Source organism: Armatimonas sp., from assembly GCF_043757465.1.
GTDB lineage: Bacteria > Armatimonadota > Armatimonadia > Armatimonadales > Armatimonadaceae > Armatimonas.
Window position 1 is genome coordinate 41,906 of the sequence record NZ_JAYVPL010000111.1, and the last position, 12,665, is coordinate 54,570.

Here is a 12,665-nt window from a genome sequence, read left to right on the forward strand (position 1 = left end):
TCATCCGTGCTCACAGACATTGAGCACGTGGAGAGGAATCAAATCCATGTTGAAACGTATCACCCCTTTACAGCTACAAGCTGACCGTGACACCCTGAGCGCTGTAAAAGCACTCCCCGACTACGCACCCCGCAACCCCCAATTTTCGGTAGCCAGTGGTGATGCCGCCAAGCTACGCAGTGACAACGCCCGTGAGCGCGTGCTACGGGCAAAAGCGGAGCTGGCGGCGGCTCTCGATGAGGAGCGTGACGCAGGGACAGGACTTCATGAGATTGGGATCGGCACGCGGGACGAAGTCATGGTGCAGTACGGTTCTAGCTCCGACGAGTATGCCTCCGTAGGCCGTAAGAAGCGCAGTGAGCGCAAGCGCCCCGTTCGTAAATCGGCGGAGAAGCCTACTCCCTGAGAAAGTAAAAAGACAATGCTCACCCGAAAGCGTCCCTCACCCCTGGCATCAGGTCAGGAGAAGATCTGGGCGTGTGCAATTGTGCAGGCTATCGGACGCATCAATTTTCTTTCGGATAAGTCACAGTCACCCTACATGAAAACCGAAGAGCTGAATGCTCTCTTTGGAGTAAGCAAGAGCACGGGAGGAAATAAAGCCAGTCAGATCATGGAGGCACTGGGAGTGAATCGCTTCTCATCAGAGTATTGCTTGCCCTCACGTCTCAAAGATCATCTGCCGTCGTGGCTGATCCAGATCAATGGCTATATCGTGGATGCAAGAAGCCTCCCGCGAGAAGTGCAAGTAGAGCTCGCGCAGGCGGGTCATATTCCCGCCGTGCCGGATGATCTGTGACGCGGCGACTGCTCTTTACCGCTCTGTCGGGCGTGCTGCTTGCCGCCGCGTTTCCGCCGTATCACCTGCCGTATTTTCTGCCGCTTGCGATTGCGGCGCTTTTGAAAGCATTGGAGGGTGCGACTCCGCGGCAGGGTTTCTACATCGGCGTGCTCTCGTCGGGAATCCATACGGGGGCGACACTATTCTGGCTGGCAAATCTCTTCGCGAGTGCGGTTGTCCCGCTGTGCGTCATTGTGGCCTTCTTCCCGATTCTGTTTTGCATGCTCTGGTGCCTACCCCCTAACCCCCGCCGGGCGGGGGGACAGATGCAGAAGGGGATTTTTGCCGCTGTGCTCTGGGTGGGGCTGGAGTTCTACCGCGCGGAGCTTTTTGCCCTGAATTTTGGCTGGAGCACGCTGGGCTACTGTGTGGCGGGGCGGCCTGTCTTCACGCCGCTCGCGGCGAGTTTTGGCGTCTATGGCATCAGCTTTCTGGTACTCTTTCTAGGAACTCTCAAGGGCCGTGCGCTTGCCCTGGCGACCGCTCTATGGGCCGTCGCGTGCGTGGTGCCTCTGCCCCCACCGCAGCCCGAGCGCCCACTCCGGGTGCTTCTGGTGCAGGCATACGGCGATGAGGAGGCGCTGTTCAAGCTCTCTGAACCTCACGAGGGTTTGGATGTGATCCTCTGGCCGGAGCATGCCTTTCACTCCGACCCACGGGTGCCGGGCAAGCTGAAGTTTGAGAACTACTGGCCGCGGCTTCAGGCGCTGGCGCAGAAAAGCAACGCGCACTTGATCTTTGGGGCGCATGTTGCCACGGGCACCGATAGCGAAAAGCAGTACGAGAACTCGGCGTTTGTGCTGGATCCACAGGGCGAGCTGATCGGTGTTCATGCGAAGAACCACCCGGTGCACTTTGTGACGGACGGCATCGCGAGCCGAACTGCGAAGGCGATCCCGACGGCGCTGGGCAAGCTAGGTGTCCCGATCTGCTTTGATAACGACTACCCGGAGGTGGATCGGCGGCTGGTTCAGGATGGCGCGGAGGTGTTGCTGGTGCCGAACATGGACCCGAACGAGTGGGGGAGTGTGCAGCACGCCCAGCACAGCTTGCTCTTTGCGATGCGTGCGATGGAGAACGGGCGCTGGCTGGCCCGCGCCGATGTGGATGGGGGAACCAGCGCGGTCGCGCCCAACGGGGTAGAGCTGGCTCACGTGAAAAACGGCGAGGCGCAAGTGCTAAAAGTCACGATCGGGCGTACAAGCTATCGTACGCTCTACTCGCTCGCGGGCTGGCTCTTTGGCCCGCTGTGTTTTTTGGGAGCGCTTGTGAGCCTGTGCGTCGCTCTGCTTCACCACAGAGTTTTCAGGCGGGAGAGGCTGGAGAATGCTGCGTCGTAAGTGAGCAGTGTCAGTCGCTCGATTCGTGCCTGTGCTGCAAGCGCACGGTCAAAGGGATCTTTGTGGTCCCATTCCAGAAGCGCTGCCTCCCTGGAATGAAGGCTCGAAAAGGCAAGGTCGTCCATCTTGAGCTGGACAATCATTGAAAACCAGTTGGTCACGAGAGGCTCGGCCTCGGGGAGCTTTCCGAGCTTGTACTTAATGCCCAGCTCCCAGAGACTAATTGCCGACACAAAGACAAGATTCTCTTCGTTCTGAATGACATTCACCAAGTGAGAAGATAGCCGAGCAGGCTCTGTTGTGTACCAGAGAAGGGTATGCGTATCCAGAAGATAGCGACTCATAAGCCCCAGCTTTTAAGCTCTTCCTCATTCAGTGGCTCCATGCTGCGACGCTCAAAATCAGGGTCAATCGTGCTATCCGCATAGATCCCCATCGGGCGCAGTTTTGGAGCGTGCTGCTCTAACGCGACAAGACGAACCAGCTCTTTGCCGCCACGGGCAAGAATAACCTCCTCACCTGCGAGAACTGCGGCGACGAGACGGGAGAGCTGCGTTTTAGCTTCATGCATATTGACAGTCATAGACTAAGGGTATCGAAAATTAGCTAAGTCTGCCATAGTATTAGCGGGTTTATATTTTCTTTCCCTGCGGTACAATCTTGCCTGTGAGTCTTCTTATTCCCCTGATTACTTCCGACGATCCCGCGATTCGGGACACGTCCCTAGACACACTCTGCGCCGCGCTGGATGTAGCGGGTCTGCAAGCCGAGTGCGTGGCCCTGGAGCGCTTTCGGCACGAGAGCGAGAGCCTCTATCAGCGCGTTCGGGCGTGCTTCTTTCTCTACGCCATCCACCGCTTTCACCTGCCGACCCGCGAGGGCTTTGCCGTGGGCGGGCACCTGCCGTATCCCGGCTATGTGCATCTGCTAGAGCGTCGCTTTGAGGACGCCATCGCAGCGTTTCGGAGTGCAGAAGCGGCGCAGGGAGCCAATGACGCGCTCTCTAGTGCGCTGGCGGCGGCCTACCACCGTGTGGCGTTTCAGATTTTAGCCGACCAAGTACGCAGCTCCGTGCGCTCTGTCCGGGGCAACCAGTGGATGTTCAGCGCCAATCACCCCGCCGAGCTACTGCTGCGAGTCCGCCCGGAGCTCACGACGCCGGGAGCGGAGGGCGCACTGCCCATTCTGCGCGAGCGCACGCCCGTGCGCATGGACTTAACCCACTCGGGCTGGAGCGATATTTTCTTTCTCGGAATGGACTACCCCGAGGGCGCACGGGTGCTCAATGTCTCGATTGATCTGGCCGTGCATGGCCGCGACGACACGCCACGCCCGCCGGTCGAGGCGTATTTCCGCGTGCTGGATGAGCCGGTCTTGCGCCTCGCAAGTGTGGACCTGGGCGCGAGTGCGGAGATCACGGATCTGGATGAGGTCTTTAATTTTGGGAAAGACTATCTGGGGCTGCTCAAGGCGGGCTTGATTGCCTCGGGGGTCGTGCCGCCAGGGATGGAGGGATCGGGGACAAAGCTGACGGATCTGCTGGAGCGCTTAGTGGGGCCGGGGCACGGCATTGAGCTCGTCTCCAGTGTCAATGGGATTCCCAAGGGGAGCCGCCTCGCCGTCTCGACCAACTTACTGGCGGCGCTGATCAGTGCCTGTATGCGCGCCACGGGCCAGACACGGACGCTCACCGGCGAGCTGCTCGAAGAGGAGCGGCGCTTGGTGGCTGCGCGGGCAATTCTCGGGGAGTGGCTTGGCGGCTCAGGAGGCGGCTGGCAGGATAGTGGGGGAGTCTGGCCGGGAATTAAAGTCATCATGGGCCAGCTTGCCAAGACGGGCGACCCGGAGTTTGGGATCAGCCGAGGGCGCTTGCTTCCCAGCCACACGCTGCTTCCCGCCAGCGCCGAGACACGCCAGGCATTGCAAGATTCTTTAGTGCTGGTGCACGGCGGACTGGCACAGAACGTCGGGCCTATTTTAGAGATGGTCACCGAGAAGTATCTGCTGCGCGGCGCGGCGGAGTGGGAGGCGCGGCTTGAGGCGCAGCGGTTCCTAGATGCCATTGTAGGCCATCTGGGCACGGGAAATATCCGTGCCATTGGAAAGCTCACCACCGAGAACTTCTACGGCCCGATCCAGACCATTATCCCCTGGGCAAGCAACCTCTACACCGAGAGCCTGATCGAGGGAATGCGCCAGAAGTTCGGCGAGGCGTTCTGGGGCTTCTGGATGCTCGGGGGAATGGCGGGCGGCGGTATGGGCTTTATGGTCGCCCCCGAGCGCAAGACCGAGGCGCAGAGCTTTCTACAGTCACTCATGTCCGATCAGAAAAAGAGGCTCCAGAGCGCTCTGCCCTTTGCCATGGAGCCCGTGGTCTATGACTTTGCGATCAACGACCAGGGGACGATGGGGGAGCTTCTTGATGGGGAGAGCGCCCCGCTTCCCGCGTCTTACTACGAGCAGACACTCCCCAACCTCGTGCGCCGCGACTCGCGCTCGCTCACCCCCGCACTGCGCGGCGAGCTTCTTGCCATACGCCAGGCCGCACAGACCCGCCCCGAGCTCGCAAGCCTTCCGGCCACGCTTTTTGATCAGCTCCTCCCGACGGCAGCAGCGGAAGATAAAGTGAACTCACTGGCTACCCTTCTTGCGGAGAATGGCTTCGACTCCGTGGAGCACGAGCAGATTCGGCAGGATCTCATCCATGGACGTATCGGGCTCTCGCAGAACCGCCTGCCCGTGCACGCGACGATCCGTGATGTGGAGCCCGGCGACGTGCTTGAGCTCGGCGAGCATGCGGCGCTCGGAACCGAGGCAATTACAAACGGAGAAGTCGCAGTAATCACGCTCGCAGCCGGTGTGGGGAGCCGCTGGACACAAGGCGCGGGCGTCGTGAAGTCGCTGCATCCGTTTGCACTGCTGGGCGGACAGCACCGAACCTTTGTGGAGATTCACCTGGCCAAGAGCCGCAAGATCAGCCGGGCGTACGGCGCTGCAATCCCGCATGTCTTCACCACGAGCTATCTCACCCATGCGGCCACGGACGCTTTCTTAAAGAGCGAGAACAACTACGGCTACGACGGCCTAGTGGCGCTCTCGCCGGGGCAGTCTATCGGTCTGCGCCTGGTACCGATGGTGCGTGATCTGCGCTTTCACTGGGAAGAGACCATGCAGCAAGTGCTCGATGTCCAGCAGCAAAAAGTACGCGAGTCCGTGCGCGCGGCGCTGATCGGCTGGGCGCAGAGTAAGGGCGAGGGCTCGGACTACACCGATAATCTTCCTGGTCAGTGCCTCCACCCGGTGGGCCACTGGTACGAGGTGCCAAACTTGCTCAAAAACGGCCTCCTCCAAAAGCTTCTCTCAGAGCGTCCCGCACTGAAATATTTAATGATCCACAACATTGATACGCTGGGTGCCGATGTAGACCCCACTGTGTTGGGGCTCTTCGCATCGCGCACCGATGGCGTGATGGTCGAGGTGATCCCACGCCGCCTAGAGGATCGAGGCGGTGGCCTGGCCCGCGTGGACGGTCGCCTGCGCCTGGTAGAAGGGCTTGCGATGCCGCGTGAGGAGGCAGAGTTCGGTCTGACCTACTACAACTCCGCCACCACTTGGGTGCGCATTGACGCGCTCCTCACGCTCTTTGGTCTCACCCGCGAGACGCTCACCGATACCGAGAAAGTGCAAGAGGGCGTGCGCAGAGTCGCGGCCCGCATGCCGACCTACGTCACGCTCAAAGACGTGAAAAAACGCTGGGGCGCGGGCCAGGAAGACATCTTCCCCGTCGCGCAGTTCGAGAAACTCTGGGGCGACATCACGGCGCTCCCGGACTGGCAAGCCAGCTTCGTCGCCGTGCCCAGATTGCGCGGCCAGCAGCTCAAAGACCCCGCCCAGCTCGACGGCTGGCTAAGAGATGGCAGCGCCGCGCACATCGAAACCCTGTGTGATTGGGGGTAGGGCTAAAAGCCTACCGCACGCCAAGCCGCCGGTCTAACCAATGTAGCCAGCGCGTCTTCTCAATCACCGCCGAAAGAGAGAGGCGCTCCGCCGCGAGATTTAGTGCGAGTAAAAGCACGACGAGCACGGCTTGCCCGATTAGTGGTAGGCTCTGTACCAGAAAAATTCCCGCCAGTGCGCCGAGTAGATTAGAGCCCGTGTCGCCCAGCATCGCGCTTGCCCGTGCGTCCGCCCACCACTCAATCATGAGGACAATCACCAGTGGCCACAGATCGGTGAACGTTAGAGGGGCGACTATAAGTGCGGGAAGCCATAATAAACTGAAGCCGAAAAATGCACGACCGGGGCGCAGATCCAGTAAGTTGAGCGTGTTGGCAGAGAGCGCGATCACTCCGGCGGCGACAGCTACCGCGAGGGGCTTGTGGGGAAAGAGAAACCCTGCGTAGGTAAGCGCCACTGCGCCGCCACCAAAGAGCTTGAGCGCCCCCGTGGTCGGCTTGCCCGAGAAGAGGCTTTTTAGATGGCCACGGAATCCCCCCACAGTGCGGTCCCCCCAGAGATCATCGGCGAGGCCGAGCACCCCAAATGCGATGGCGGGCCAGAGTGGTGGGTAGCAGGCGAGCGGGAGCAAGAAGCTCAGTCCCGTGGCGGCGGGGATAGGCTTCTTCTGGAAGTTAGGCCGCACCAGTGTCAGCTCCGGGCAGAGCATCCGGGTGAAGAGCGGGCACAGCAGCGCCAAAACGGCGGCGATCGCGATCACCGGAGTAGCGCCTTGGCGACATCGCGGAGCTGCCGGGCACGGTGGAGCTTTCCCTGCCAGTCGTTTTGGGTGACACGGTGATCCATTGTGGTGGGAACTTCTAAAATGCGAAAGCCCGCCTTGAGCGCCGAGAGATTCAGCCCCGTCTCGATCCCAAAGCCTGCCGCCAGAGGCAGCGCGGCTGCCAGTACCGTGCGCTTCAGGCAGCGCTGGCCAGAGAGAGGGGCTTGCAGTGTTCTCCCAGTGGCGCGCTGAACCCCCCAGCGTGCCAAGCGCAGGACGAGGCCCCTGCCCCCGCCGCGTCCAGGGATAACAGGAAAGAGCGCGATTGTCATGTCGGTTTCTCCGGAGAGCACGGGGGGAATCAGCTTGATGGCCTCGGTGGCGGTAGAACCGAGATCGGCATCGAGGAGCAGGAGCAGGTCGCCTTTTGCTGCATCAAAGCCAGCGGTCAGCGCCGCCGCCTTGCCGCCATTTTGTGTCAAGCGCACGACGTGTGCTCCTGCCTGCACGGCCCGTTTTGCTGTCTCGTCGGTTGAGCCATCGTCTATTACCAGAACTTCTGTGACACCGGGCAAGGCGAGGGTGACGGCAACCGTTTCGGCAATCCGCTGCGCTTCGTTGTAGGCGGGGATTAATACGGAAAGAGTCATGGAGTGGGCGAAGGGGAAGGAGAGAGAGCGGGCGCAGGGCTGGCAAGCGCGGCGAGGGGAACCAGGTGAGTCCCCATTTTCAGGCCGAAGCTGCCGCTCTCCCCACGTAGCGCAACAATCAGAGCCAGCCAGCCTGTGGCACGATCCATACAGTCCACTGTGGCATCCGCCTGTGTGCTCCAGAGCGAGACCAGCGACACCGGCGTCTCGTACAGCTCAACGGCGACAACCCGGCTCTGGCCTTCGCGAAGGGCTTTGAGAACGGCACTATCTCGGGTTCGGGCGAGCTCCTCGGTCTCCCCCCCCGCAAAGACGACCAGCTCAGGGAAGCTTTGGGAGAGAAACATCTCCCCGTTGTCCGGGAGGGTGGTGCGCTTGACGGTTGCTCCCGCTAGCTCTAATGCTTTTTGGGCCTGGTCCGCGGCGACACTGCTCGTCCCTACTTGGATCACCATAACGGGCTTTGTGGCAAGGGCTTGCCCCACGAGGAGAGGTACCGCGTCAAAGAGCATCTGCTCCGTCTGCTCCCGCTCCCGCGTCTCTTTTCGAAGCTCAATCGTCTCCTTCGTCAGGCGATCCACTGCCGCCGTCTGGCGATCCACCACTTTGGTGCCTACAAACGCCGTACCGACAAGAATGCCAATGCCGAGCGCCAGAAAGACCGCAGAGAGAGAGGCCACGTGGTAGCGAAAATCAGAAGTCACGTCGCTATTGTACCGTCAAGAGTGCATCAATTTCCGCCCGCTCGTCCTTTGTTAGCTCCCAGCCTGTTGCGGCGACATTGGCGTGGATTTGCGTGGGTTTGGTGGCTCCAGCAATCACCGACGCGACGGCGGAGTTTGCCAGCAGCCAGGAGAACGCCAGCTCCAAGAGTGTGTGTCCGCGCGACTCCGCGAACAGGAGAAGCGCCTCGACTCTCTCTCGGTTTTGTTCCGTGAGCCAGCGAGACTCGGCGTTGATGCGCGTCCCCTCAGGAAGTGGCTGGCCCTTGCGGTACTTGCCCGTGAGCATTCCGCTGGCGAGAGGGAAGTAGGGGAGTAGCCCGACGCGAGTTTCGGTGCACTCCGCGAGCACGCCATCGGTCTCCGGCTGGCGTGCAAACAGGCTGTATTCATTCTGGACACTGACAAACTGTGGGCCGCTTAGATCCGTGGCAGCGGCGGCGCGGAGCTGCTCGACGGAGAAGTTGGAGCAGCCTAGCTCACGGACTTTGCCCTGCGCCACCAAAGTACGCAGTGCGCCCATAGTCTCCTCGATAGGCACGCTGTCATCCGGGCGGTGGATCTGGTAGAGATCAATCGTGTCCGTTCCCAGACGTCGTAGTGAGTCTTCGCATGCGCGGAAAATATACTCGGGACGTGCGCCGCCGGGCCGGTCATCGTCTAGCTTGATGCCGAACTTCGTGGCGATAAGCACGTCGGCGCGGCGCTTGCCCAGCGCTTGGCCCAGAAAGACCTCGCTGTTTGTCCCACCATAACAGTCCGCCGTGTCGAAGAAATTGATGCCGCAGTCAATCGCTGCGTCCACGACCAGCTGCGTCGCCGCCAGATCACAGCGCATCCCAAAGTTATTACAGCCCAGCCCAACTACGGAGGCTTGAAGTGAACCTAATCCACGAGTTTCCATGCTATCGGTATACCTGATTTTGCCATCTCCGCGCGATATAATTCAAGCGCTATGCCTGTTGCTGCCCTGACCACCCTTGGCTGTAAAGTCAATCAGTACGAGACCGAAAGAATCGCGGAGGACTTTGCCTCTGCGGGCTTTGTGCTCACGGATTTTGATGCGCCCGCTGATGTCTATATCATTAACTCCTGTTCCGTGACGGCGGCAGCGGACAAGAAATCGCGCTATCTTGCCCGGAAAGCGAGCCGCACAAACCCCAACGCCGTGGTGGTGATGACGGGTTGCCACAGCCAGCAGGTTCTGGATCACGGTGAGTGGGTTGAGGGCGCGACGCTACTCATTGACAACGAGGACAAGATGCGCATCTTTGCCAAAGTGCTGGAGCACGCGCCCGAGATCTTGAGCTACTCATCGTCGCCCGCAACGGTTCTGCCTGCCCGCGAGCGCCGCACCCGCGCCACGCTCAAAGTCCAGGACGGCTGCACGCATTTTTGTGGCTTCTGCCAGATTCCCTTCACGCGAAAAGTGAAAGCCTCCCGGCACTGGGAGGAGATTGTCGCGGAGACGCACGCGCTGGCGGAGAGCGGAACGCGAGAGATTATTGTGACGGGTGTTTGCGTCGGGGCGTACGATGAGGGCACAGGGTCTGGCGGACCCGATCTCGCCCAGCTCCTGCTCAAGGTCGCCGCTGTGCCGGGAATCGCAAGAGTTCGTCTGAGCTCCATCCAGCCCATTGAAGTGAGCGACGCGCTGATCGAGGCGTTTGCCAGTCACCCAAATTTGTGTCCACACCTGCATCTCAGTTGCCAGAGCGGCGATGACACGATTCTTCGCGCCATGAATCGCCCGTACGATGCCGCGTTCTACAAAGAGCTGGTGCGAAAGCTACGCGTCGCTGTGCCCGATGTGGCCATTACGACGGATCTTATCGTCGGCTATCCGGGCGAGAGCGAGGTGCTGCACCAAAACACGCTCGCCTTTGCTCGCGAGATTGGCTTTCAGAAAACCCACTGCTTTCGCTACTCGCCGCGCGACAAGACCTACGGCGCAACGCTCAAAGACGATGTGAGTGATGAGGAAAAAAAGCAGCGCCACGCCGAGCTACAAACCGTTGTGGACGCAAGCAACCGCGCCTTCACTGAGCGCTATCTGGGGCAGACACTAAGCGTGCTGGTGGAGCACCCGGAGGGGGGAACTCTCACGGGATTCACCACAAACTACATCAAAGTGCGCTTTTCCGGCCCTGTCGCCCTGTATGGTGCGCTCGTCCCGGTGCGATTGGATGCAGTAGAGAACGACGGAAGCGCTCTAGGAACGCTCGTCCTGCCCGACCCAGAACTTGCACGGATGCTCGCTCACGCCCCGCGTCCCAAGTTTCAGAGCCTCGCGATGGCAACCGAACGGTTTTAATCGGCTGTAGAATGCGCTGTGCAAAAACGCTTAACCACAATTGATGATCTCCTGCGCTTCGCCGCGCCCTCGGAGCCGCGCCTCTCTCCCGACGGAAAGTGGGTGGCCTATCTGGTCAAGACCGTCCACGAAAAGAACAACCGCTACGAAACCCGGCTCTATCTCGTGCCCAGCGATGGCTCTGCGCCACCCCGTGTGTTCACGCAAGGGGAGAGTGTCTCAAATCATCGCTGGGCACCTGACTCGCAGAGCCTGGCCTTTGTCCGCGCCGACGAGAAAAAATCCCAGCTTTGGCAGCTGTCGCTGAGTGGGGGAGAGGCCGTTAAACGCACGGACTTGCCGCAGGGCAGTCTCGGAGACGTTGCTTTCTCCCCAAAGGGCACGCAGATTTTGTTCTCGTTTCGCCCCGCCGATGAAGCGTGGAGCGAGCAGGCCACCGAGGGGCGCAAGAAAGCCAATCAATCGTCGCCGCCACGTGTGATCACGCGACCACGGTGGCGCCAAGAGGGCTTGGGGTGGTTGCCCGCGGGGACTTTCCAGCTACACGTACTAGATCTTGCCACGGGGGAAGTGGAAAAGCGGACGGCCAGTGAGCGCGACTACGGCAGTCTGTGCTGGTCGCCGGATGGTCAGCAGATAGCCTACACCCAAAATGCCGGGAAAGATCCAGACATGGAGTCGGGGGCGACCGGGCTTTTCGTGTGGGAGCTGGGGCAGACGGAGTCAAAGCAGCAAACGGAGCCAAAGCAACTGGGGAAGCTCGGGCCAAAGGGCGGACTGGCATGGTCACCCGACGGCAATTGGATCGCTTTTGCAGGCCACGACCATGTGGACGAGGTCTGGGGGACGTGGAACATTCACCCGTGGATTGTTGATATTGCCACAGGTGAGAGCCGTGATCTAACTCCGGATTGGGACGTGACGGTGGGGGACTCGGCGCTTGGTGAGGTTTATGGGCGCGGCGATAACGGGCCGGTCTGGGACGGTGAGAGCCTCTTCTTTGTGGCGTCGGACAAGGGTGAGGTCGGGGTTTATAAAGTGGGCCAGGGTGGGGGAGTGCCGGAGAAATGCACGCCTGAGGGCTGCTCTGAAGTGGGAGTGAGTGCCGCCGCCGGAAAAATTGCCACGCTGCGCCTCACGAGCCACGATGCCGGGGATATTTATGTGGACGGCAAGCGCCTCAGTGAGCACAATGCCGCACTCTGCGCCGAGGTGAAATTTTTCGAGCCCGTGGCGTTCGTAGCAGGCGATGTGCCGTGCTTTGCGCTCTTGCCGGAGGGCGACGGGCCACACCCGACCGTTCTCTACATCCACGGCGGGCCGCACTTAATGTACGGGCGCTGGCATCTGTTCCATGAGTTTCAGGCGCTCGCCGCCGCCGGGTTTGTCGTGCTCTATCCCAACCCGCGCGGCTCCAAAGGCTACGGCGAGGCATGGACGGGGGCGATCCGCGACAACTGGGGCGAGCCCGCGATGGCGGATGCTCTGGCCTGTGTGGACCACGCCCTCGCGCAGGGCTGGGCCGATTCCGAGCGCCTCGCGGTGATGGGCGGCAGCTACGGCGGCTATCTCACGGGCTGGATTATCGGACATTCCGAGCGCTTTCAGTGCGCCATCGCCGAGCGGGGGGTCTATAATCTGGTCAGCTTTGGCGGCACCACGGATTTCATCACCCGCGATCACAGCTTCTTTTTGTCCAATCACACCAACGACACAGAGAGCTTCCGCCGCAACTCGCCGCTGACGTATGCGGGCAACGTCAAGACCCCCGTGATGATCGTCCACTCCGAAGGCGACCTGCGCTGCCCAGTGAGCCAGGGCGACGAGTACTTTAGAGCCGTCAAGCGCACCAACCCCGCCGAGACCGTTTACTTGCGTTACGGCCCCGAAGCCAGCCACGAACTAAGCCGAGGCGGCCCACCGGACTTGCGAATAGACCGCCAGCGACGGTTCCACGACTGGTTGAAGAAATACTTATTGCCAGGGGAACCGCATTTGTTTTTTTGAAGACCGAATTTCCCAGTTTTCAGGCGTTTGCCCAAGTTTGCTATGAATGCTGAAAATGCCTTTCCCATCTA

General features: G+C 60.6%; 12 protein-coding genes. 6 read left to right on the top strand and 6 right to left on the bottom strand.

The window, feature by feature from the left end:
* The first annotated feature begins 46 nt into the window (after positions 1–46).
* From ACH2ED_RS15050 to ACH2ED_RS15060, 3 genes are read left to right on the top strand one after another with little or no spacing between them, the layout of a single operon-like run.
* The gene (locus ACH2ED_RS15050; protein WP_395092696.1) at positions 47–406 is read left to right on the top strand and encodes a hypothetical protein; all 360 of its coding nucleotides are present in this window, start codon (positions 47–49) and stop codon (positions 404–406) included.
* 15 nt (positions 407–421) lie between these two features.
* Positions 422–799, top strand: coding sequence for a DUF6398 domain-containing protein (locus tag ACH2ED_RS15055; protein ID WP_395092698.1), 378 nt, complete (start codon positions 422–424; stop codon positions 797–799).
* Complete coding sequence (locus ACH2ED_RS15060; protein WP_395092701.1) at positions 796–2,181, top strand: apolipoprotein N-acyltransferase; 1,386 nt, start codon at positions 796–798, stop codon at positions 2,179–2,181. Before ACH2ED_RS15055 ends, ACH2ED_RS15060 begins: the two co-directional genes overlap by 4 nt.
* Here the strand turns inward: ACH2ED_RS15060 and ACH2ED_RS15065 are convergent.
* Complete coding sequence (locus ACH2ED_RS15065) at positions 2,133–2,525, bottom strand: type II toxin-antitoxin system VapC family toxin (RefSeq protein ID WP_395092704.1); 393 nt, start codon at positions 2,523–2,525, stop codon at positions 2,133–2,135. The two genes, ACH2ED_RS15060 and ACH2ED_RS15065, sit on opposite strands and share 49 nt — an antisense overlap.
* Positions 2,522–2,764 carry a type II toxin-antitoxin system Phd/YefM family antitoxin gene (locus ACH2ED_RS15070; RefSeq protein ID WP_395092707.1) on the bottom strand — a complete coding sequence of 81 codons (243 nt, stop codon included), beginning with the start codon at positions 2,762–2,764 and terminating at the stop codon, positions 2,522–2,524. Before ACH2ED_RS15070 ends, ACH2ED_RS15065 begins: the two co-directional genes overlap by 4 nt.
* A gap of 83 nt (positions 2,765–2,847) precedes the next feature.
* On the opposite strand from ACH2ED_RS15070, the gene ACH2ED_RS15075 reads away from it, so the two are divergent.
* The gene (locus ACH2ED_RS15075) at positions 2,848–6,138 is read left to right on the top strand and encodes a UTP--glucose-1-phosphate uridylyltransferase (RefSeq protein WP_395092710.1); all 3,291 of its coding nucleotides are present in this window, start codon (positions 2,848–2,850) and stop codon (positions 6,136–6,138) included.
* Between the two features lie 10 nt (positions 6,139–6,148).
* Here ACH2ED_RS15075 and ACH2ED_RS15080 read toward each other — a convergent pair whose 3' ends face one another.
* Genes ACH2ED_RS15080 through ACH2ED_RS15095 form a run of 4 tightly spaced genes read right to left on the bottom strand, consistent with a single transcriptional unit; the run spans position 6,149 to position 9,177 of the window.
* Positions 6,149–6,898 carry a hypothetical protein gene (locus tag ACH2ED_RS15080; protein WP_395092713.1) on the bottom strand — a complete coding sequence of 250 codons (750 nt, stop codon included), beginning with the start codon at positions 6,896–6,898 and terminating at the stop codon, positions 6,149–6,151.
* Positions 6,895–7,551 carry a glycosyltransferase family 2 protein gene (locus ACH2ED_RS15085; RefSeq protein ID WP_395092715.1) on the bottom strand — a complete coding sequence of 219 codons (657 nt, stop codon included), beginning with the start codon at positions 7,549–7,551 and terminating at the stop codon, positions 6,895–6,897. The genes ACH2ED_RS15080 and ACH2ED_RS15085 overlap by 4 nt, the downstream gene beginning before the upstream one ends.
* Positions 7,548–8,255, bottom strand: coding sequence for a copper transporter (locus tag ACH2ED_RS15090; protein ID WP_395092717.1), 708 nt, complete (start codon positions 8,253–8,255; stop codon positions 7,548–7,550). Before ACH2ED_RS15090 ends, ACH2ED_RS15085 begins: the two co-directional genes overlap by 4 nt.
* Before the next feature lie 4 nt (positions 8,256–8,259).
* A complete protein-coding gene (locus ACH2ED_RS15095; RefSeq protein WP_395092720.1) occupies positions 8,260–9,177 on the bottom strand; it encodes an aldo/keto reductase in 918 nt (305 codons plus the stop codon).
* Positions 9,178–9,228: 51 nt separating this feature from the next.
* Here ACH2ED_RS15095 and mtaB point away from each other — a divergent pair, with 51 nt between their 5' ends.
* Together mtaB and ACH2ED_RS15105 are read left to right on the top strand one after the other, a co-directional pair.
* On the top strand, positions 9,229–10,587 hold the full coding sequence (gene mtaB, locus ACH2ED_RS15100; RefSeq protein WP_395092723.1) for a tRNA (N(6)-L-threonylcarbamoyladenosine(37)-C(2))-methylthiotransferase MtaB: 1,359 nt from the start codon (positions 9,229–9,231) through the stop codon (positions 10,585–10,587).
* An 18-nt stretch (positions 10,588–10,605) separates the two neighbouring features.
* Positions 10,606–12,594 carry a prolyl oligopeptidase family serine peptidase gene (locus tag ACH2ED_RS15105; RefSeq protein ID WP_395092726.1) on the top strand — a complete coding sequence of 663 codons (1,989 nt, stop codon included), beginning with the start codon at positions 10,606–10,608 and terminating at the stop codon, positions 12,592–12,594.
* The last annotated feature ends 71 nt before the right edge of the window (positions 12,595–12,665 follow it).